22 protein-coding genes and 1 tRNA gene are annotated in these 20,888 nt (G+C 62.1%); 13 read left to right on the forward strand and 10 right to left on the reverse strand.

Translation table 11 applies throughout. From position 1 onward, the window contains the following. The first annotated feature begins 852 nt into the window (after positions 1 to 852). Both BM382_RS27170 and BM382_RS27175 read left to right on the forward strand, forming a co-directional pair. Positions 853 to 1,299: a structural protein P5 gene (locus tag BM382_RS27170; protein WP_092137484.1), complete on the forward strand. Its 447-nt coding sequence runs from the start codon at positions 853 to 855 to the stop codon at positions 1,297 to 1,299. After that, on the forward strand, positions 1,296 to 1,817 hold the full coding sequence (locus BM382_RS27175) for a lysis system i-spanin subunit Rz (RefSeq protein ID WP_011062017.1): 522 nt from the start codon (positions 1,296 to 1,298) through the stop codon (positions 1,815 to 1,817). The genes BM382_RS27170 and BM382_RS27175 overlap by 4 nt, the downstream gene beginning before the upstream one ends. A gap of 2 nt (positions 1,818 to 1,819) precedes the next feature. Here BM382_RS27175 and BM382_RS27180 read toward each other — a convergent pair whose 3' ends face one another. Next, a complete protein-coding gene (locus BM382_RS27180) occupies positions 1,820 to 2,779 on the reverse strand; it encodes a fimbrial protein (protein ID WP_083541085.1) in 960 nt (319 codons plus the stop codon). A gap of 430 nt (positions 2,780 to 3,209) precedes the next feature. Here BM382_RS27180 and BM382_RS31955 point away from each other — a divergent pair, with 430 nt between their 5' ends. Next, on the forward strand, positions 3,210 to 3,359 hold the full coding sequence (locus BM382_RS31955) for a hypothetical protein (protein WP_162865001.1): 150 nt from the start codon (positions 3,210 to 3,212) through the stop codon (positions 3,357 to 3,359). A gap of 54 nt (positions 3,360 to 3,413) precedes the next feature. Here BM382_RS31955 and BM382_RS27185 read toward each other — a convergent pair whose 3' ends face one another. Continuing rightward, entirely contained in the window at positions 3,414 to 4,088 is a 675-nt protein-coding gene (locus BM382_RS27185) for an SOS response-associated peptidase family protein (protein WP_072444319.1), read from the reverse strand. 111 nt (positions 4,089 to 4,199) lie between these two features. Here BM382_RS27185 and BM382_RS27190 point away from each other — a divergent pair, with 111 nt between their 5' ends. Beyond that, positions 4,200 to 4,493 (forward strand): hypothetical protein, encoded by a 294-nt coding sequence (locus tag BM382_RS27190; protein WP_041752365.1) that lies wholly within the window; start codon positions 4,200 to 4,202, stop codon positions 4,491 to 4,493. Between the two features lie 218 nt (positions 4,494 to 4,711). Here BM382_RS27190 and BM382_RS27195 read toward each other — a convergent pair. Next, a tRNA-Ser gene (locus tag BM382_RS27195) sits at positions 4,712 to 4,799 on the reverse strand. Between the two features lie 123 nt (positions 4,800 to 4,922). Here BM382_RS27195 and BM382_RS27200 point away from each other — a divergent pair. Then, positions 4,923 to 5,594, forward strand: coding sequence for a Bax inhibitor-1/YccA family protein (locus BM382_RS27200; RefSeq protein WP_011062013.1), 672 nt, complete (start codon positions 4,923 to 4,925; stop codon positions 5,592 to 5,594). A 248-nt stretch (positions 5,595 to 5,842) separates the two neighbouring features. On the opposite strand, the gene BM382_RS27205 is transcribed toward BM382_RS27200, so the two are convergent. Next, positions 5,843 to 6,280 (reverse strand): Lrp/AsnC family transcriptional regulator, encoded by a 438-nt coding sequence (locus BM382_RS27205; RefSeq protein ID WP_011062012.1) that lies wholly within the window; start codon positions 6,278 to 6,280, stop codon positions 5,843 to 5,845. 132 nt (positions 6,281 to 6,412) lie between these two features. On the opposite strand from BM382_RS27205, the gene BM382_RS27210 reads away from it, so the two are divergent. The 3 genes from BM382_RS27210 (at position 6,413) to BM382_RS27220 (ending at position 11,132) form a co-directional block, all read left to right on the forward strand. Next, positions 6,413 to 7,306: a DMT family transporter gene (locus BM382_RS27210; RefSeq protein WP_011062011.1), complete on the forward strand. Its 894-nt coding sequence runs from the start codon at positions 6,413 to 6,415 to the stop codon at positions 7,304 to 7,306. 251 nt (positions 7,307 to 7,557) lie between these two features. Next, positions 7,558 to 9,831, forward strand: a complete 2,274-nt coding sequence (locus BM382_RS27215; RefSeq protein WP_072444317.1) for an FdhF/YdeP family oxidoreductase — start codon at positions 7,558 to 7,560, stop codon at positions 9,829 to 9,831. A 326-nt stretch (positions 9,832 to 10,157) separates the two neighbouring features. Continuing rightward, entirely contained in the window at positions 10,158 to 11,132 is a 975-nt protein-coding gene (locus BM382_RS27220) for a Dyp-type peroxidase (protein ID WP_015636148.1), read from the forward strand. A gap of 56 nt (positions 11,133 to 11,188) precedes the next feature. Here BM382_RS27220 and BM382_RS27225 read toward each other — a convergent pair whose 3' ends face one another. The 5 genes from BM382_RS27225 to BM382_RS27240 all read right to left on the reverse strand — a co-directional run bounded on the left by BM382_RS27225 (position 11,189) and on the right by BM382_RS27240 (position 16,353). Further along, positions 11,189 to 11,335, reverse strand: coding sequence for a DUF2474 domain-containing protein (locus BM382_RS27225; RefSeq protein ID WP_011062008.1), 147 nt, complete (start codon positions 11,333 to 11,335; stop codon positions 11,189 to 11,191). After that, positions 11,328 to 11,459, reverse strand: a complete 132-nt coding sequence (locus BM382_RS32215) for a hypothetical protein (protein WP_275656339.1) — start codon at positions 11,457 to 11,459, stop codon at positions 11,328 to 11,330. The genes BM382_RS27225 and BM382_RS32215 overlap by 8 nt, the downstream gene beginning before the upstream one ends. Then, entirely contained in the window at positions 11,446 to 12,462 is a 1,017-nt protein-coding gene (gene cydB / locus BM382_RS27230; protein WP_011062007.1) for a cytochrome d ubiquinol oxidase subunit II, read from the reverse strand. Before cydB ends, BM382_RS32215 begins: the two co-directional genes overlap by 14 nt. 16 nt (positions 12,463 to 12,478) lie before the next feature. Next, positions 12,479 to 13,900 carry a cytochrome ubiquinol oxidase subunit I gene (locus BM382_RS27235; protein ID WP_072444315.1) on the reverse strand — a complete coding sequence of 474 codons (1,422 nt, stop codon included), beginning with the start codon at positions 13,898 to 13,900 and terminating at the stop codon, positions 12,479 to 12,481. A 128-nt stretch (positions 13,901 to 14,028) separates the two neighbouring features. Then, positions 14,029 to 16,353 (reverse strand): FdhF/YdeP family oxidoreductase, encoded by a 2,325-nt coding sequence (locus BM382_RS27240; protein ID WP_072444313.1) that lies wholly within the window; start codon positions 16,351 to 16,353, stop codon positions 14,029 to 14,031. Positions 16,354 to 16,809: 456 nt separating this feature from the next. Between BM382_RS27240 and moaA the strand changes: the two genes are divergently transcribed. From moaA to moaE, 5 genes are read left to right on the forward strand one after another with little or no spacing between them, the layout of a single operon-like run. Then, positions 16,810 to 17,808, forward strand: coding sequence for a GTP 3',8-cyclase MoaA (gene moaA, locus BM382_RS27245; protein WP_041118959.1), 999 nt, complete (start codon positions 16,810 to 16,812; stop codon positions 17,806 to 17,808). 45 nt (positions 17,809 to 17,853) lie between these two features. Further along, positions 17,854 to 18,753 (forward strand): bestrophin family protein, encoded by a 900-nt coding sequence (locus tag BM382_RS27250; RefSeq protein WP_072444311.1) that lies wholly within the window; start codon positions 17,854 to 17,856, stop codon positions 18,751 to 18,753. Between the two features lie 26 nt (positions 18,754 to 18,779). Beyond that, entirely contained in the window at positions 18,780 to 19,262 is a 483-nt protein-coding gene (moaC, locus tag BM382_RS27255; protein WP_036996513.1) for a cyclic pyranopterin monophosphate synthase MoaC, read from the forward strand. Further along, positions 19,259 to 19,510, forward strand: coding sequence for a molybdopterin converting factor subunit 1 (gene moaD / locus BM382_RS27260; RefSeq protein ID WP_011062001.1), 252 nt, complete (start codon positions 19,259 to 19,261; stop codon positions 19,508 to 19,510). Before moaC ends, moaD begins: the two co-directional genes overlap by 4 nt. Positions 19,511 to 19,512: 2 nt before the next feature. Continuing rightward, a complete protein-coding gene (moaE, locus tag BM382_RS27265) occupies positions 19,513 to 19,971 on the forward strand; it encodes a molybdopterin synthase catalytic subunit MoaE (RefSeq protein WP_072444309.1) in 459 nt (152 codons plus the stop codon). Positions 19,972 to 20,043: 72 nt separating this feature from the next. Here moaE and fdhD read toward each other — a convergent pair whose 3' ends face one another. Then, positions 20,044 to 20,871, reverse strand: coding sequence for a formate dehydrogenase accessory sulfurtransferase FdhD (fdhD, locus tag BM382_RS27270; protein WP_072444306.1), 828 nt, complete (start codon positions 20,869 to 20,871; stop codon positions 20,044 to 20,046). Between the last annotated feature and the right edge of the window lie 17 nt (positions 20,872 to 20,888).

The following is a 20,888-nucleotide window of genomic DNA, read 5'->3' on the forward strand; positions in this document are numbered from 1 at the left end:
CTCCATCCTGCAGGAGGGCCAAGCCCTTACTACGACAATATTTACAAGTTCACGGTAGAGAACTGTGTGAACCCAATTGTGTACGTAACAGGGACGTGCGGAAAGCCATTCGCGTCAAAGGAGGGTACGTCAAGCGTCTTCTACTTTGCCGGACCTGTTGAGGGTATCAAGGTCTATTGCTTTGATGTAATGGCCCCAATATTCAAAGGGCCAGCACTAAAAACTCGAGATGAAGACGGAGGCTTCACGTTCAACAGCCTGCAGAGGCCTTTAAATATCATTGGTACGTCAACACCACCGCCACCATCGCCACCATACCCAAACGGAAGGGTTGCGCCATTCCTCGGCGGCTATCAAGTGTTAGTGCTTGATCAGCCGCTGCTGCCAAGCAGGGCTGGATTTCGCGGGTACTTCTACACGGTGCCGTTGAATCCCGCAAAGACCTATGCGGCAAATATCCCGTGGAGCAGGGGTTGCTGGCTGGCATCTCAGCTGGGTCGTGACGAGGTGTGGCAGACAGGCTCGCAAGAGGGGTGCTCAGGTGACACCGGAAGCATAACCCATAGTTTTTGGACGTCTCCAGAGACGACCCACGGGACCGTACACAGCACGACGCCAACGGGATGGTTCTCGCTCACTGTTAACCCGAGACCGCAATGCACATACATAGATGTATCTGAGTACCCTTATCCGTTCAATCCGCAGTAGTAACAGCAGCGTATGAATGCACCCGCCTTGCGCGGGATTTTTTTGCCTGGAGAAAAGTAATGCCAATCACAGAGCAGCAACTGCTGCAGATCCCCCAAGCCCGCCGAGTGCGGATTTTTTTGTGCCTGGAGTTTGACCATGACCATTCAGAACGCCCGCGGCGTCCGCTCTAACAATCCTGGAAACATCGACTACAACCCACGCAACCAGTGGGAGGGGCAGCTCGGCCTGGAGGTCGGCGTACCGAAACCTCGCTTTGCCCGCTTCGATACCGCCGAGAACGGCATCCGCGCCTTGGGTAAGCTGCTGCTCAACTACCGCGGCAAGGACGGCATGCCCGGCGTGGGCAAGCCCGGTATCGACACGCCCCTGGAGTTCATCAGCCGATGGGCCCCCACCAACGAGAACAACACCCAGGCATACGCTGCAGCGATCGCCAAACGCCTGGGCGTCGGCTTGCGCGATTCGATCAACATGGCCGACCCCAATACCCTGCGCGAGACCGTGCTGGGCATCATCGTGCACGAAAACGGTGGCAACCCTTACCCGGATGTTGTGGTTGAGGAAGGCCTGCGCAGGGCCTTGAAATGAGCGTCGGGGCCTGGCGGACGGTTGGCGCCTTGTTGCTGGTGGTCCTGCTAATCATCGTCGGCGCAGCTGCTGCCTGGAGAGTCCAGGACTGGCGCTATGGCAAGCAGTTGGCTGAGCAGGCCCGGATGCATGCCGACACGCTTAATCAACTGAGCCAGACCGCTGCCATTGCGCAGCGGGCCGAGCAGGACAAGCGCCTGGCGATTGAGCAGCGGCTGGCGGCTAGTGAGCAAACCCATTTTAGGAAAATGAGTGATGTCCAACGTGACCAAGATCGCTTGCGCGATCGCCTTGCTTCTTCTGATCTGCGGCTGTCAGTACTCCTCGACGCAACCGAGGTTGCCAAAGGCTGTGGAGTGCCAGCCACCCCCACCACCAGCGGCGTGGATCATGCAACCGTACGAGCCCGACTTGACCCGGCGCATGCTAAACGAATTGTCGCCATTACCGACGAAGGCGACCGTGGACTGATCGCATTACAGGCGTGCCAACAGTATGTGTGGAATCTGCAACATTGATCTTAAAGGTAGTTAACTATAAAAGTGACCTCGGCGTTGGCGCTGCCCGCCTTGAGTTCATCCGTAGTCAAGCGGTAATAAGTAGCTGAAAGAGGAATGTTGAAGTTTTCGCCCGTGCTAGTGAAGTCATTGAATGGGTAGGTGATGCCCAATGAGATTGGTTGGCCCACGCCGTCCATCAGTTTTAATCCGATGCCTCTGGCAGTTGAATTGGAGTTCAATGCCACGATTCCCTGTTGCTGATCAATTACTTGAGAAGTTGCTTTTAGGGCGTATGTGACTTTTTGGATGCCAGATTGACATTTATTCAGTTTGATGTTGAATTTAACATTGCGCGGTGTGCTGCCGATGTTACTGAATTCGTATAGGTGGTAATCATCCCCCATTTGAACTGACACATCAGGAGTCTCGCAGGAGGCAGTGTTCAATACAATTGGATTGACTAGGTTGATCTTAACAAGGTCAAGATTGCCGTATTGGTGCGCTCCAAGGTAGCCTGAAGGGATCTTACTTTTTGATGAAAGCTCACCTGATTTTATTATCTCAAGGGTGTAGGTCCGAGCTGGATCAAGATAATTACCACTAAGGTATCTATCTGCAGATAGATAGCCGTTTTGAGAGGTATTTATTTTAATCGATAGTCCAGTTTTGCCCAGGGGAAAGATTTTGCCACTGGTAACGCTACCAAATGTCGGGTTTAGAGCAAAGATAAATGGGGACGATGTAGAACACGTAAAACCTTGCTGCGGTGCAGTGACGGTCTCTTCGTAAACCACGGTGCCAATGGGAGCATCTCGAGGTATCGTCAATGCAGCCGGCGCGCTGGCGTAGTTAGCCGTGAACTCTTTCCCTTGAGTGAAAGAGCAATTCGCGGCTATTGCACTCGCTGAATAGGGAAAAATTAGGGCGACTGAAATATTCAACAGAGCGCGTAGTCTATGATATTTGTTTGAGTCAAACATTTTTGAAAGCCATGATGAAATTCAGTGTCGGAGGCATATCCTATTGATGTTGTACCTTTGAGAAAATCAGATGATTCTTAGATTTTTTTGCTGAGATAATTTTACGGCAGTGGCTTGTTTAAGTTGAAGGGGGCCGGAGAAGCCTGTCGTTCCACTGGCCACGGAGACGAAGGATTAATTGCTCTGTAGGTCTAACAGGATTGTGTTCTGAGTCTGAAACGCGGATGGCCTCAAGCCATTTGGTGGTGGGGCACTAGTCACGAGTTGTCATTTTTTGTTTGAGTGATTATGTGATGTGAATGGCGAAGCGACTGACTAAACTCTCGTTTCTTAATAACTATCGTCTGGGCAACGGTCGTTGTTGTGGTTTATAGGATGGAGTGGTGAAGGTAAAGGTGGGGAATGTGGAGGTGTAGTGCTGGGCGAGTAGATGCAGCGAGAAGCGGATCGGCTGCTGGCGCAAATTGTCCGGGCAGATTCGATGATCATCGCTGTGAGGGCGGTGGCACGGGCGGATGTCTTCGTGCTTGGTCTGGAAACCTGCGGTGCTTTGCGCACCGATGATGCTGAGATGCTGTAAATCATTTTTGAAGCTTCTCTGGTGGAGCGCCTTAAAACACTGACCAAGAGCTGATCAATCGACTGGATTAATCAGGTCGGAGCCTTGGTTTCGGACATTCCCTACCGCCCGGTCCACTTTGAACCACTCGAAAGCCTCGGCTGGCTCGCCCTGATGCAAGGCCATCTGTTCCGCGCGCTCCTTGGGCGTTGCAGCATCGAGCCATTCCCGAGCCAAGTCCGGGGCCAGGACCACCGGCCGGCGGTCGTGAATATCGACCATGCCGCCGGCGCTGTCGGCTGTGATGATCACAAAGCCGTCGTGCTCGCCCTGGTCCGGGTCGGGCAGCTGTCCGATTGAGGCGCAGAGGATAGGGGAGCAGTCACGGTGCCGGATCAGATATGGCTGCTTCTTCGGGCCGCCTTCGTCCACCCATTCAAACCAGTTGTCGATCGGGCAGATAGCGCGGTGCGGCCAGATCTGGCGGAAGAAGGGCCCGTGAGCCACTTTCTCTACGCGCGCATTGATCGGCGCGGCGCGGTCGGTGGCCCAGTGCGGCCGCCACCCCCAGCGCACGGCGTCGGCGTGTAGTTTGTCTTCGGCGACGTGGAAGAGGGCGAGCTGCATCGTCGGCGCCGCGTTGTAGCGCCCCAGGGGCTGATCACCGACGTTATTGATCAGGGCCCCGGGCAGGCTCAGGGCTGCGACGAATTCGTGAATGCCGTGGTATTGCGAAAGTCGTCCGCACATAGACGTTTCTCCCTGCAGAGGAGAAAGCATAGCTCCGTCTGTCGGCGTCAATTCGCTTGCACGCCAAGTGGTGAAATACTGTTCATATATACAGTTTTGGCGTGATCCCCCATGAATTTTCTTATCGTTCGCCGCAGGGAGCGTGGCGCAGCAATACCTTCAGAAAGGCTCAGCAAGATCCAGCCTGTCAAAGGAGACATCCATATCCTGGAGAGCCACAGCCAGGCGCTGGGACGACCTTGCGTTCAGGCCTGGATATTCAAAAGCGATCCAGGCCCCGATGTGTTTCCGCGACTGCTCGATGCAAAGGTCAACGGCATGGCGCAGCTTGGGATGAACATCAATGGCGTTGAGGAAGTTGATGGCGCCTTGTATGCGCAGTCATGGTGGTGTCGGGTGGAATAGGGGATGTGGTCGTTCGGCAGGACGCCGGAGGAGGGCTACAGCAGTATGCGCCATCGGCATATTGCGGTTGCAGTAGTTTGAGGCGAAAGCCTCTCAAAAAGATCAAAGTATTTGGACGCGTCCAAAAATGCTTGAGCTGGGTCGGTGAGGAGAGGCTGGGAGCAAAATACGCCAGACACAAAAAAGCCCTGAAAAATCAGGGCTTTCTCGTTGAGATTTGGCGGAGGCGTAGAGATTCGAACTCTAGGACCTGTTACAGTCGGCGGTTTTCAAGACCGCTGCCTTAAACCACTCGGCCACACCTCCAGATCGCATTGCGGGCGCCATAATACCCGAATGAAACACACTGTCAAACTCTCTGCGTCGCGAGTTACAGAGCCTCTGTTATCATCCATGCCACTAAATGTTTCCCCCAACAGGAGTGTCGCCATGCGCGAACAGGATTACGCAGTTAACAACGGCGTGCAGGCCGAGCAGCTAGAGGTTAGCCGCGTCCTGCGCAACACTTACGGCCTGCTGGCCCTGACCCTCGCGTTCAGTGGGGTGATGGCCTATGTGGCACAGCAGATGCGTGTCGGTTATCCGAACATCTTCGTGGTGCTGATCGGCTTCTACGGTCTGTTCTTCCTCACCAACAAACTCCGTGACTCGGCCTGGGGCCTGGTGTCGGCTTTCGCCTTGACCGGTTTCATGGGCTTTCTGCTCGGCCCGATTCTCAACCGCTACCTGGGCATGCAGGGCGGCGCCGAAGTGGTCAGTTCGGCCTTTGCCATGACGGCACTGGTATTCGGCGGTCTGTCGGCCTATGTGCTGATCACCCGCAAGGACATGAGCTTCCTCGGCGGCTTCATCACCGCCGGTTTCTTCGTCCTGATGGGCGCCGTGCTGGCCAGCCTGTTCTTCCAGATCAGCGGCCTGCAACTGGCGATCAGCGCCGGCTTCGTGCTGTTCTCCTCGGTGTGCATCCTGTTCCAGACCAGCGCCATCATCCACGGCGGCGAACGTAACTACATCATGGCCACCATCAGCCTGTATGTATCGATCTACAACCTGTTCGTCAGCCTGCTGCAACTGTTCGGCATCATGGGTCGCGATGACTGATCACAGGTGCTGAGCCATTGAAAAAAGCCCGCTTCGGCGGGCTTTTTGTTGCCCAGGTTTTCTTTGGCTGTCCAGCTTTTCGACGCGCTCATACCTGTAGCTGTGCGGTGGTCAGCAGATGGGAGATAGCCAGTGCGCTGAACAGTGCTGGCCGCAGGGTTCGCTGTTCGCGTTCCGTCCGGCGCTGCCAAGGCGCCGGGGCGCAGAAGGGTGTTTTTTCGGACCTGGAAAGCGGTCCGGACCGCTCCCTATTCCAGAGGCGGCAGGCGCCGTTTGATCGGCGATTTCTTGACAATCGCGGTGTTGGTTTCGGCGTAGTGATTGAGGTGGTCCAGCAGGCTGTCCAGTTGTTCCATGGAGCGCACCTGGAGACGGGCAATGAAGCAGTCGTCGCCGGTGACCTTGTCGCATTCGGTGAACTCGGCAATCGCGAGGATCTGCCGTTCGACCTCCTGCAACTTGCCCGGCAAGGGGCGGATGCGGACGATGGCCTGCAACTGGTAACCGAGAAACCTGGGGTCGATCTCCAGGGTATAGGCGCTGATCACGCCGCGTTCTTCCAGCCGGCGCAAGCGCTCCGAGACGCTGGGAGCGGACAGCCCGCTGATCTGCGCCAGGGCTTTGAGGGAGCGTCGCGAGTCCTGCATCAGGGCGCTGATCAGGGTTTGGTCGATGGCATCCAGCATGTCGATCTCGTTAGGTGAATGGGCTCTTTGGCCTTGATAAAAAAGGTCTGAATCGATTCTAGCCCAGGTTTTGATCTGGCGATGGGCTCTGCTGGCTGGGCATAATTTGCCCACTTGCAAAGGAGCCTGATGATGGATGCACAAACCCGACGCGGATCATTGGAAATGACCGCTGCCATGCTGATTTCCGGAACCATTGGCTGGTTCGTCCTGGTGTCCGGGCAACCGGTGCTGGATGTGGTGTTCTGGCGGTGCCTGTTCGGCGCCGGGACCTTGCTGCTGATTTGTGGAGCTTTCGGCTTTTTGCGTAAGAACATTCTGAGCAAGCGCGCCTTGATCCTCGCGGTGCTCAGTGGCGTGGCCATTGTCGGCAACTGGGTGCTGCTGTTCGGTTCCTACTCCCGGGCTTCGATCGCCATCGGCACCGCGGTGTACAACGTTCAGCCGTTCATTCTGGTGGCCCTCGGGGCGTTGTTCCTGGGAGAAAAGATCACCCCGCAGAAGCTGTTCTGGCTGGGCCTGTCGTTCGCCGGAATGCTGGCCATCGTCAGTGCCCACGGCAGCCAGGGCGAGGAGGGTGGCGACTACCTGTTGGGCATTGCCCTGGCCCTGGGCGCGGCGGCGCTGTACGCCTTTGCCGCGCTGCTGATCAAGCGCCTGAGCGGCACGCCGCCGCACCTGATCGCCCTGATCCAGGTCTGCACCGGGGTGCTGTTGCTGGCGCCCTGGGCCAACCTCGGCGCGCCACCCCAGCAGGCCAGCGCCTGGGCCAGCCTGCTGACCCTGGGCATTCTCCATACCGGGGTGATGTACGTGCTGCTGTACGGGGCGATCCAGAAACTGCCGACGGCCCTGACCGGCGCCTTGTCGTTCATCTACCCGATTGCGGCGATCCTGGTCGACTGGGTGGCCTTCGGGCACCGCCTGGGGCTGCTGCAATGGGTGGGCGTGGGGGCGATCCTGCTGGCCGCGGCCGGCATGCAGCAGGGCTGGACCCTCAAGCGCCGGCGCAGCGTTTTGCAGTAGGCGCTACAGGTTCTGGCGGGGGCCTGCAATAGGCTCCCCCGGGCCTGGCCGGGGCCCTGGCATGGGCCCTGTACCGGTCGGCGCCTGGCCTTGACAGGCCAACCCGCAGGGCTAGATTTTACCCTGCGCTGAGGCTTTTCCAGCGCACTTGCCCCCTGATCCAGGCCCCTGGGCATCCTGCCCTGGCGCGCCTCGGTCATCCGCAACCACCGGTTCGCGTCGTGCAGCGCCGGGCCGGCCCTGGAGCGCTCATGAGTACTCGACGCAAGGTTCCCGGAATCCGCAACTACGATGGTCCCGCCGGTGGCTGGGGCGCGCTCAAGGCCACTGCGACCGCGGTGCGCGAGCAGATGGACACCCTCAAGGCGCCGCTGACCCTGATGCGCACCAACCAGCCCGACGGCTTCGACTGCCCGGGCTGCGCCTGGCCGGACAAGGAGCACAAGTCGACCTTCCAGTTCTGTGAAAACGGCGCCAAGGCGGTGACCTGGGAGGCCACCAACAAGCGGGTAACCCCGGCGTTCTTCGCCCAGCATCCGGTGACCTCATTGCTGCAGCGTTCGGACTACGAACTCGAAGACCTCGGGCGCCTGACCGAGCCCCTGGTCTACGACCGTGCCAGCGACACCTTCAAGCCTGTGGCATGGCAGGACGCCTTTGCCCGCATCGGCGAGATCCTGCGCAGCCTGCAGCCCGAGCAGGTGGAGTTCTACACCTCCGGGCGCGCGTCCAACGAAGCGGCCTACCTGTACCAGCTGTTCGCCCGGGAATACGGCTGCAACAACTTTCCCGACTGCTCGAACATGTGCCACGAGCCCACCAGCGTCGGCCTGCCGCGGTCCATTGGCATCGGCAAGGGCACGGTGTCGCTGGAGGACTTCGACCTCTGCGAGCTGATCATCTCCATTGGCCACAACCCCGGCACCAACCACCCGCGGATGATGGGCACCCTGCATGAAGCTTCGCGGCGCAAGGTGCCGATCATGGTCTTCAACCCTTTGCGCGAGCGCGCCCTGGAGCGGTTCGCCGACCCGCAGAACATGGTGGAGATGGCCACCTACGGCTCCACCCGCATCGCCTCGTCGTACTTCCAGGTCAAGGCCGGCGGCGACGCGGCGGCTATCAAGGGCATCATGAAGGCGCTGCTGGCCCTGGAGGACAGCCTGGGGCAAGTCCTGGACCAGGCATTCATCGCCGAGCACACCCAGGGCTTCGAGGCCCTGGCGGCGGACCTGCATGCCACCGCCTGGGCAGACATCGAGCAGGCCAGCGGACTGCACCAGGCGGACCTGGAAATGGTCGCCGCGGCCTATGCCAAGTCCAACGCCACCATCGTCACCTACGGCATGGGCATCACCCAGCACAACGAAGGCACGGCCAATGTCCGGCTGATCTGCGACCTGCTGATGCTGCGGGGCAACCTGGGCAAGCCGGGGGCGGGGATCTGCCCGTTGCGCGGCCACTCCAACGTGCAGGGCAACCGCACCGTGGGCATTACCGAGAAGCCTTCCCCGGCCTTTCTCGACAAGCTGCAGCAGACCTTCGGCTTCACCCCGCCGGCGCATCACGGCCACGATGCGGTGCAAGCCATGCAGGCGATGATCGCCGGCAGCTCCAAGGCCCTGCTGTGCCTGGGGGGCAACTTTGCCGTGGCCCTGCCGGACCCGGGCCAGTGCTTCCCGGCCATGGGCAAGCTGGACCTGAGCGTGCACATCGCCACCAAGCTCAACCGCAGCCACCTGCTGGTGGCCCGGGAAACCTTCCTCTTTCCCTGCCTGGGCCGTACCGAGCTGGATATGCAGGACGGCCTGCGTCAGGCGATCACCGTCGAAGACTCGATGTCCATGGTGCATGCCTCGGCCGGCAAGCTGGCGCCGGCCTCCGAGTTTTTGCTGTCGGAGCCGGCGATCGTCGCCGGCATGGCCCGGGCCACCCTGCCGGGCAGCCGCGTGCCCTGGCTGGAGCTGGTGGCCGACTACGACAAGATCCGCGACCTGATCGAACAGACCGTGCCCGGCTTTGACGACTACAACGCCCGCATTCGCGTGCCGGGTGGTTTCCGCATGCCCCTGGCGGCAGCCGAGCGGCAGTGGCTGACGCCCTCGGGCAAGGCCGAATTCTTCGTCTTTCCCGGGCTGCATGAGGACAAGGAAGTGGACGGCGCCGATGTGCTGCGGCTGATCACCCTGCGCAGCCACGACCAGTACAACACCACCATCTACGCCCTGGACGACCGCTATCGCGGGGTGTTCGGCCGCCGCGACGTACTGTTCATCAGCCCGGCGGACCTGGCCGCCCGGGGCCTGGCCCATGGCGACCTGGTGGACATCGAAACGGTGATTGGCGGGCGCCGGCTGCGCTACGAGAAGATCACCGCCATCGAATACAAGATCGCCAATGGCACGGTGGGCGCCTACTACCCCGAAGCCAACCGCCTGGTGCCCCTGGACTACCTGGACGTGGACAGCGGCACGCCGTCCTACAAATCGGTGCCGGTGCGAGTGTTGCGCTCAAGCCCCGCTTGAACGGAGCCACAGCGTCACAGCGCCTCGCGACTCGTGCAGCCGCTGCCGCAGGCTGCGCACGGTCGCGTAGCGGCCGCGGCGATCCGGAAAACGCTGATGCCCGGCGGTAGATCGCCAAGCAAGGCCCTGCGGTCCTTTGCGCAGCCTCGCAGGCTCGGCAGCGGCTACAGGGTCGTGCGCTGTGGGAGGCCAGAGATGCTTGATGGCCCGGGGATTCGGTGAATGGGAGGGCGGCACCTTCCAGGGGGAGCAATCTCCCTGGCCAAGGTCACAATCTGCTATTTTCCTGTCGGTGATTTTTCCGACCGCAGCCTGTGGAACCCATAATGACCCAGCCGTCCTCCCTGGCCGAGCGCAAGCCCGAGCCCCAAGCCATCTGCAATCCCATCACCCGTAGCGCGATCTTCATCGTCGCCACCCTGGCGCCCGGCGCCGCTGCCGCGCAAACCGTGCGCGACTGGTGCGCCGATATCGCCGCCTTGACCCGTTCGGTGGGCAAGCGCGTCCCGGGGGGCAATCTGTCCTGTGTCTGCGGTTTTGGCTCCAGCGCCTGGGACCGCCTGTTCGGCGGCCCGCGCCCGGCGTCGCTGCACCCGTTCATCGAGGTGGGCGTGGAGGGGCGCCGCGCGCCATCGACTCCCGGCGACCTGCTGCTGCACATCCGTGCCGAACAGATGGACCTGTGTTTCGAGTTGGCCACGCAGTTGCTCAAGCCCCTGGGGGATTCGATCAAGGTGGTGGACGAGGTCCAGGGCTTCCGCTATTTCGACATGCGCAGCATGGTCGGCTTCGTCGACGGCACCGAGAACCCGGAAGGCCGCGAGGCGGTGGATTTCACCCTGGTGGGGGACGAGGACCCGCAGTTCTGCAATGGCAGCTACGTGCTGGTGCAGAAGTACCTGCACAACATGACCGCCTGGAACGAACTGACGGTGGAGGCCCAGGAGCGCATCATCGGCCGCACCAAACTGTCGGATATCGAACTCGACGATGCAGTCAAACCCAGCTGCTCACACAGCTCCCTGACCACCCTGGAAGAGAACGGCGAGGAGGTGAAGATCCTGCGCGACAACATGCCGTTCGGCCGCCCGGGCGCCGGGGAGTTCGGCACCTATTTCATCGGCTACGCCCGCTCGCCACGGCCGGTGGAGCAGATGCTGGAGAACATGTTCGTCGGCCGCCCTGCAGGCAACTACGATCGCCTGCTGGACTTCAGCACCGCGGTCACCGGCGGGCTGTTCTTCGTGCCCTCCGCCGACCTGCTGGAAGACCTGGCCGAGCGCGCGCCCACCGGCCTGTAGGCGCAAAAAACCGGCCCGCTATTGCGGGCCGGGGTTGCAGGCGTTATCGCCCCTGCTCAGTGGCTGTGCATGCCGGCGGCTTGCATCAGCAGCCGCAACACGCCGGCCACCAGCCCCAGGCCCACCACACTGGCCAGCCAGATACCCCCCATCCACAGCAACCGCTGCCAGGTGGATGCCGGCCGCGTCGATAGCCTATCCATGCGCCAGCTCCAGCATCAGTGCGCCGCTGCAGGCGAGCATCAGCAGTGCGCCGATGAACAGCAGGCTCAGTTGCGCCACAGCCTTGTGCCAGGGCAGGGGTGTAGCTAGATCAATGGTAGCCATCGCCAATCCTCACTTTGCCGCGGAACACGTAGTAGCTCCAGCAGGTGTACATCAGGATGACCGGCAGGATGAACAGGGTGCCGATCAGGATGAACAGCTGGCTGGACAGCGGTGAAGCCGCCTCCCACAGGCTGATGGACGGCGGCACTATGTTCGGCCAGATGCTGAACGCCAGGCCGATGTAGCCGAGGAACACCAGCACCAGGGTGAACACGAACGGCCAGTGGGAATGGTGCTGGCGCAAAGTGCCCAGGAGCCCGAACAGTGCCGCCAGCCCCAGCACCAGCAGCGCACCGAAGATCACGATATGGGCATGGCTGAACCAGCGGTTGGCGATCTCCGGGTGCAGCAGCGCGGTCCACACGCAGAGCACCGCCACCACCGCGGTCAGCGCGAACGCCAGGGGCCGGGTGTAGTGGCGCATGCGCGCTTCCAGCATGCCTTCGGTCTTGACCAGCAGCCAGGTGCTGCCCAGCAGCGCATAGGCCACGATCAGCCCCAGGCCGCAGAACAGCGGGAAGGGCGCCAGCCAGTCCAGGGTGCCGCCGGCGAACTGCCGATCGACCACCGGGATGCCGCTGATATAGGTGCCGATCACGATGCCCTGGCACAGGGTCGCCAGCAGCGAGCCGCCGATGAACGCCCAATCCCAGATGTGCCGTTTCTCGGGGCTGGCCTTGAAGCGGAACTCGAAGGCCACGCCGCGGAAGATCAGCCCTGCGAGCATGAAGATCAGCGGCAGGTACAGGGCCTCCAGGATCACCGAATAGGCCAGGGGAAAGGCGCCGTACAGCGCCGCGCCACCGAGGATCAGCCAGGTCTCGTTACCGTCCCACACCGGGGCCACGGTGTTCATCATCACGTCCCGCTCCCGGGCATCGGGGATCAGCGGGAAGAGGATCCCCAGCCCCAGGTCGAAGCCGTCCATGATCACGTACATCATCACCCCGAAGGCGATGATCACGCCCCAGATCAACGACAGGTCTATGCCTTGAATCGTCATGTCGATATCCCTTGTTTCAGTGGTGTTGGTCGCTGGACGCAAAGGTCTCGGCGATGGCGGACAGTGGACGGCGCGGTGTTGGCTCCTGGCCGACAGGGTGGGTCGGCGGGTGCTCGTGGTGGGGCTGCGGGCCCTTGCGCACCAGCTTCATCATGTAGCCGATGCCCACGGCGAACACCGAGAAGTAGATCACCACGAACAGCGCCAGGGAGATGCTCAGTTGCGCCACGCTGTGGTTGGAGGCGGCGTCGCTGGTGCGCAGCAGGCCGTACACCACCCAGGGCTGGCGCCCGACTTCGGTGGTGATCCAGCCCGCCAGCAGGGCGATCAGGCCGCTGGGGCCCATCCACAGCACCAGGCGCAGGAACAGGCGGTTGCGGTACAGCCCGCCGTTGCGTCGCAGCAGCAGGCCCAGCAACCCGGTGAGGATCATCAACATGCCCAGGCCGGCCATGATGCGGAAGCTGAAGAACACAATGGCCGAGTTGGGCCGGTCTTCCTTGGGGAAGCTCTTGAGCGCCGGGATCTGCTTATCCAGGCTGTGGGTCAGGATCAGGCTGCCCAGGTAGGGCACTTCCACGGCGTAGTCGGTTTTCTCGCCGTCCATGTTGGGAATGCCGAACAGCACCAGGGGCGAGGGTTCGCTGCCGTGGTTTTCCCAGTGGCCTTCGATGGCAGCGATCTTCGCCGGCTGGTGCTCCAGGGTGTTCAGGCCATGGGCGTCACCGACCACCGCCTGGATCGGTGCCACGATCAGCGCCATCCACAGCGCCATCGACAGCATCTTGCGCACCGGCGGCGTGTCGTTGCCCCGCAGCAGGTGCCAGGCGGCGCTCGATCCGACGAAGAACGCCGTGGCGACGAATGCGGCAATCGCCATGTGCATCAGGCGGAAGGGGAAGGACGGGTTGAAGACGATCGCCAGCCAGTCCATGGGCATGATCCGCCCATCGACGATGGAGAAGCCCTGGGGCGTCTGCATCCAGCTGTTGGAGGCGAGGATCCAGAAGGTCGAGATCAGGGTGCCGATGGCCACCATCACCGTGGCGAAAAAGTGCAGCCCGCGACCCACCCGGTTCCAGCCGAACAGCATGACCCCGAGAAAGCCCGCTTCGAGGAAGAACGCGGTCAGCACTTCATAGGTCAGCAGAGGGCCGGTGATACTCCCGGCGAAGTCCGAGAAGCGGCTCCAGTTGGTGCCGAACTCGTAGGCCATGACCAGCCCGGAAACCACGCCCATGCCGAAGTTGACGGCGAAAATCTTCGACCAGAAGTGGTACAGGTCCTTGTAGGTGCTGTTGTGGGTCTTGAGCCACAAGCCTTCGAGCACCGCCAGGAAACTGGCCAGGCCGATGGTGATGGCGGGAAAGATGATGTGGAACGAGACCGTGAACGCGAACTGGATGCGTGCAAGGTCGAGCGCATGTAGATGAAACATGACGATACCCTCGTAATGGCTGGGGGCCCGCGCAGGCGCCTTCCGGCCGCCGTGAACCCGGGTTCGCGGCGTACGGCAAAAGGCTGCGCGGGGCAGGCTGGAGCGGCGCCTTGGCCGCTCCGGCCGGGTCAAACGCCGACGGACTGGATCAGGTTGCTGGCCGCCGCCGGCTCCAGGCGGATGGCGATGAACTTGGAGGTCGGCGTGTAGGTGCGGTCGCCATAGCTTTCCAGGGGCACCAGGGGGTTGGTCTCCGGGTAGTAGGCGGCCGACTGGCCGGCGGGAATGTCGTAGGCGATCAGGGTGAAACCGCTGACCCGGCGTTCCCGGCCGTCATCCCACAGCGACACGATGTCGACCTTCTGCCCCGGCTCGTAGCCCAGCCGGCGGATGTCGTCCTCGTTGGCGAACAGCACCTCGCGCATGCCGTAGACCCCGCGATAGCGGTCGTCCAGGCCATACAGGGTGGTGTTGTACTGGTCGTGGGAGCGCATGGTCTGCAGGATCAGGTCGGGCTTGACCTTGAGCTTGCGCACCCCGGCGCTGACCAGGTGTTCCGGCAGCTCGCTGGGGATGAACCGCGCCTTGCCGGTGGCGGTGTTCCAGCGCCGTTGGCTGGCGTCGTTGCCCAGGTGGAAGCCGCCGGGGTTGAGCAGCTTGAGGTTGAAGTCGGAAAAACCGGGGATGGTGTCGGCGATCAGGTCGCGGATGCGCCCGTAGTCTTCGATCGCCCACAGCCAGTCGATGGGGTGCTGGCCCAGGGTGGCGTTGGCGATGCCGGCGATGATCGCCGGTTCCGAACGCAGGTGCGGCGACTTGGGTTTGAGCTGGCCGTGGGAGATATGCACCATGCTGAAGGTGTCTTCCACGGTGATGCCTTGCGGGCCGTTGGCCTGGATGTCGATATCGGTGCGGCCCAGGCACGGCAGGATCAGCGCCTCGCGCCCGGTCACCAGGTGGCTGCGGTTGAGCTTGGTGGCGATGTGCACGGTAAGCTCGCAGTTGCGCAGGGCCGCGTGGGTGCGCGGGGTGTCCGGGGTGGCCTGGGCGAAGTTGCCCCCCAGGCCGATGAACACCTTGGCCCGGCCCTGTTCCATGGCCGAGATCGCCATCACCGTGTTGTGCCCGTGCTCTCGGGGCGGCTTGAAGCCGAAGCGCGCCTCAAGGGCATCCAGCAGCTCGGTGGGCGCCAGTTCGTTGATGCCCATGGTGCGATCGCCCTGCACGTTGCTGTGGCCGCGCACCGGCGACAGGCCGGCGCCGGGACGGCCGATATTGCCCCGCAGCAACAGCACGTTGATCACTTCCTGGATGGTCGGCACCGAGTGGGTGTGCTGGGTCAGGCCCATGGCCCAGCACATGATCGCGCGCTTGGCCTTGCGGTACATGCGCGCGGCCAGCTCGATGTCGGCCAGGCTCAGGCCGGACTGCTCGACGATGTGGTTCCAGGACGTGGCATCGACTTCGGCCAGGTAGCTGTCCAGGCCCGAGGTGTGTTCGGCGATGAAGGCCCGGTCGAACACCGCTTCGCCATTGTTGGCCAGGGCTTCGCGCTCCCAGCGCAGGAGGAACTTGGCGATGCCGCGAAAGGCCGCCATGTCGCCGCCCAGGGCCGGGCGGAAGTAGGCCGAGGAGGTGGGCTCGGAGCCGTTGGTGAGCATCTCCAGCGGGTGCTGCGGATGCTGGAAACGCTCCAGGCCACGTTCCTTGAGCGGGTTGAAGCAGATCACCTGGGCACCGCGTTTCACCGCCTCGCGCAGTGGCTCGAGCATCCGCGGGTGGTTGGTGCCGGGGTTCTGGCCGATGACGAAGATCGCGTCGGCCTGTTCCAGGTCATGGAACACCACCGTGCCCTTGCCCACGCCGACGCTTTCGAACATACCCACGGCACTGGCCTCGTGGCACATGTTGGAGCAGTCGGGGAAGTTGTTGGTGCCATAGGCGCGCACGAACAGTTGGTACAGGTAGGCCGCCTCGTTGCTGGCCCGGCCGGAGGTGTAGAACTCCGCCTGGTTGGGCGAGTCCAGGCCCTTTAGGTGGCTGGCAATCAGGTCGAAGGCTTCGTCCCAGGTGGTTTCCACATAGCGGTCCTGGGTGGCGTCATAGCGCATGGGGTGGGTCAGGCGGCCCTGGTACTCGAGCCAGTAGTCGCTCTGCGCGGCCAGGGCCGAGACCGTGTATTTGTTGAAAAAGGCCGGGTTCACCAGGCGCCCGGTGGCTTCCCAGTTGACCGCCTTGGCGCCGTTCTCGCAGAACTTGACCAGGCCGTTTTCCGGCGACTCGCCCCAGGCGCAGCCGGGGCAGTCGAAGCCGCCGTTCTGGTTGGTCTTGAGCATGGCGCGGATGTTCTTGAAGGCGTTCTCGCTGCCCAGCCAGTTCTTGGTCACTGCGATCAGCGCCCCCCAACCGGCAGCGGCGCCCTTGTAGGGTTTGTATCGATCAACTTCGCTCATGATATTTCTCCAATACAGCGCACGCAGGCAACCGGCCGACATTGAATCGATGTCAGTGATTGTTTGACTGCACAGGCTAAATGCGGTTGTTGTGAACTTGTTTGAGTTCGGTATTGCTTATTGGCGTGGAGTAACTTTCAGGGCTCGTTATATGGGCCACGAATAAAGCCTATTCGTCACCCGTGGCCGCTGTCTAATCGCAATTAATGACCGGCTGATCGAAAGCCTCTATCAGCGTTAAAAATCTATATATATCAAATAGATGGTTGTTTGTTTCGGTCTTTGTTGGAAGCGATTTGAGGAGCGATAGATTGTATTGATCAGCCAGTTGTTAATAGCGATTGGACGGGGCTTTTAATGGCTTTTAATCTTGCCGCCAATAACACCTTCTGCATGTGCTTGTGTGGAAGAACTTCAACTAATCGCGATGGATTCCCACCGTCGAAAGAGGCTCGGATGTCAGATCAGGTATTGCTCGATGGCTTCGCTCGGCGGGTCGACTATCTGCGCATGTCGGTGACCGACCGCTGCGATTTTCGCTGTGTGTATTGCATGGCCGAGGACATGCAGTTCCTGCCGCGCCAACGCATTCTTACCCTGGAGGAGCTGTACCAGCTGGCCGAACGTTTCGTGGCCCTGGGCACCCGCAAGATCCGCCTCACTGGCGGCGAGCCGCTGATCCGCCCCGGGGTGGTCCAGCTGTGCCGGGACATTGCCCGGCTGCCCGGGCTGCGAGAGCTGTGCATGACCACCAACGGCTCGCAACTGGGCAAGCTGGCCGCGCCGTTGTTCGACGCCGGGGTCAAGCGCCTGAACATCAGCCTCGACAGCCTGGACCCGACCCTGTTTCGGCAGCTGACCCGCACTGGCGAGCTGGGCCAGGTGGTCGCCGGCATCGACGCGGCGATTGCCGCCGGTTTTGAGCGCACCAAGCTCAACTGTGTGGTGATGAAGGGGCGCAACGACCGGCAGATCAACGAACTGGTAGCCTTTGCCATCGACCGCGGCCTGGACATCTCCTTTATCGAGGAAATGCCCCTGGGCACCATCAGCGAACACAGCCGCAGCGATGCGTTCTTTTCCAGTGCCCGGGTTCGCGAGCGGATCGCCGAGCGCTACACCCTGATCGAGTCCGCCGAGTCGACCCAGGGCCCGTCGCGCTACTGGCGCCTGGCCGAGGCGCCGCACATTCGCCTGGGGTTCATCTCGCCCCACAGCCACAACTTCTGCGGCACCTGCAACCGCGTGCGCCTGACCGTCGAAGGCCGCTTGCTGCTGTGCCTGGGCAACGAGCACTCGGTGGACCTCAAGGCCGTGCTGCGCGCTCACCCCGGCGATACCGGGCGCCTGCAGCGGGCCATAGTCGAGGCGATGAAGCTCAAGCCCTACAGCCATCACTTCGAACTCAACGACGAGGTGCAGGTGGTGCGCTTCATGAACATGACCGGCGGCTGAACCGCTGCTCATCTCGGCTTTTCATTGTGCAAAGGTTCTACCCCGATGATCGTCAGATCCAAACCCAACCTGATCAGCGTGCTGATTTCCCTCAAGGGGTCGATTGCCAAGCGCATCGCCCTGCGCAGCCTGCTGGTGACCCTGCTGGCCTCGGCCATCGTGCTGATCGAGACCTTGCACCCGGCGTATTTCTCCAAGGTCAATGCCACCCCGTTCACCTTGCTCGGCCTGTCGCTGTCGATCTTCATGAGCTTTCGCAACAACGCCTGCTACGACCGCTGGTACGAAGCGCGCAAGGCCCTGGGCACGGTGGTGACCGAGGTGCGCTCGATGATCCGCGAAACCCAGGTGCTTGAAGACACCCGGGCGCGCAGCGCGATCCTGGGTGACCTGTGCGGTTTCGCCCATGCCCTCAAGGCCCGGCTGCGCCGCGAAGATGAACTGAGCGCTGCCGAAACCTGGCTCAGCCAGTTGCCGCCGGCAAGCACCAGCAACCTGCCGGACAGCCTGCTGCGCCAGATCGCGCGCCAGTGTTCGGACCAGGCCCAGGCGGGGCGGCTCAGCGAATGGCGCTACCTGCTGCTGGCCAATCAACTGGCAGCCATCACCGGCGCGCAATCCACCTGCGAGCGGATCAAGGCCACGCCGCTGCCGTTTCCCTACACGTTGCTGCTGCACCGCACCAGCTACATGTTCTGCATCCTCCTGCCCTTTGCCATGGCCGAGCCGCTGGGCTGGCTGACGCCGATCTTCACCGCCATCGTCAGCTACACCTTCTTCGGCCTGGACGCCATTGGCGACGAGCTGGAAGACCCCTTCGGCCACGACGAGAACGACCTGCCGCTGAGCGCCATCGTGCGCAACATCGAGCGCGAGATTCTCGAAGCCCTGGGGGCCACCGAACTGCCGCCGGCGCTGGAGCCGGTGGACTATGTCCTGAGCTGATCCACTGTTGTTATCCGAGGTTGCACATGAATGAACTCACTCACCTGGACGACCAGGGCCGGGCCAGCATGGTGGATGTCACCTGCAAGGCCGCTACCGAGCGCGAGGCCCAGGCTCGGGCCTGGGTACGCATGCTCCCGGCCACCCTGCAACTGATCCAGGACCAGGGTCATCCCAAGGGCGATGTGTTCGCCGTGGCGCGCATCGCGGGGATCATGGCGGCAAAGAAGACCCACGAACTGATCCCCCTGTGCCACCCGTTGCTGCTCACCGGGATCCACATCGAACTGCAGGCACTGCCGCCGGACCGGGTGCAGATCACCAGTTGCTGCCGGCTCAACGGCGCCACCGGGGTCGAGCTGGAAGCCATGACCGCCGCCAGCGTGGCGGCGCTGACGATCTATGACATGTGCAAGGCGGTGGACCGCGCCATGGTCATCGAAGGGCTGCACCTGCTGAAGAAGCAGGGCGGCAAGTCCGGCACCTTTATCGCAGGAGAGGCCCGATGATTCTGGTCAACTACTTTGCCCGCTACCGTGAGCAACTGGGCTGCGGTGGCGAGAAACTGCCCCTGGATGCCAGCCTGCGCACCGTCGAGGACCTGCGCCAGCGGCTGATGGCCCGGGGTGAAACCTGGGCGCAGGTGCTGGGGGAGAACAGCCTGATGTGCGCGCTGAACCAGGAACTGTGCAAGCTCGATGCGGCCATCGAGGACTTCGATGAAATCGCCTTCTTTCCGCAAGTGACCGGAGGCTGAGCATGAGCATCCAGGTGCAGACCCAGGCGTTGAGCCTCGACCAGCTGAATGCCGGCTTGCAGGCCGGCGACGCCAGCGTCGGCGGCGTGGTGACCTTTGTCGGTTATGTGCGCGATCTCAACCTGGGGGAGGCGGTGCACAGCCTGTTTCTTGAACACTACCCGGGCATGACCGAGCGCTCGCTGCAGCGCATCGTGGAGCAGGCCCAGGCGCGCTGGCCGCTGAACCGGGTGAGCCTGGTGCACCGGGTGGGGTTGCTGCAGGTGGGTGAGCCCATCGTCTTTGTCGGGGTGGCCAGCGCCCATCGCCAAGCGGCCTTCGAGGCTTGCGCCTTCATCATGGATTACCTCAAGACCCGCGCCCCGTTCTGGAAGCGCGAAGTCACCCCGACCGGCGAACGCTGGATCGACGGCCGCGAGAGCGACCGGCAGGCGGCCGAACGTTGGGGTGTAGAACGTTGAGCTTATGCCGCTGACAGAGGCTTGAGGGAAGGGGCTAGCCACGCCGGATGCATGTCATCCGGCGTGGTGCATTTACACCGGGCTGTAGATCCGTGGGGCGTTGCGGTGGGGGACGTGGATCAGGTTCAGGCGATGCTTGTTGGCCCATTGCACGGTGAGTGCGGTCGGCGCCGAGAGGCTGACCAGGGTGCCGAGGCGGGCGCGCACGGCCTTGTGGATCAGTTCCAGGCTGCAACGGCTGGTGACCACGGTGAAGCCCTGGCGGCCATCGATCCCGGCCTGCAGCAGCGCGCCAATCAGCTTGTCCAGGGCGTTGTGGCGGCCGATGTCTTCCTGGCACAGGCGCACCTCGCCCTGTTCGTCGAAGTACAGCGCCGCATGCAGGGCGCCGCTGCTGCGGGCCATGTGCTGGGCCTGTTCGATGCGCTCGCGCAGGCCCTGCAGATGCTCGGCAGGTGGCAGGGCCGCGGGTTCGAGGATCTGCAGTTGCGGCAGCGCCTGTTCCAGGGCCTCCACTCCGCACAGACCACAGCCGCTGGTGCCGGCCATTTGCCGGCGATGGTCCTTGAGGGCCCAGAACGCCCGGCTGGAAATTTCCACGTCGGCCTGGCAGGCCTGGGGGAAGTGGCTGAGGCGGATGTCGTAGATTTCGCCGAGGTCATTGACGATGTCGTTGGTGATGCTGAAGCCGCGAATGAAGTCTTCCAGGTTGCCCGGAGACACCATCATCACCGCCTGGCTCAGGCCGTTGTAGGTAATCGCCAGGGCGATCTCGGCGGCCAGCGGCGCCTCGGCCAACGGGCCGTCGGCGCTGTACTCGCGATAGGCCACCCGCTGCGGCGCCGGCGCCGGCGCATTGGCCTCGGGTTGTTGCTCCGTTTGTTCGATCCGGCAAACCATGACCACACCTCGTTGCA

Origin of the sequence: Pseudomonas sp. NFPP25, assembly GCF_900116505.1 — a bacterium.
Classification (GTDB): Bacteria; Pseudomonadota; Gammaproteobacteria; order Pseudomonadales; family Pseudomonadaceae; genus Aquipseudomonas; species Aquipseudomonas protegens.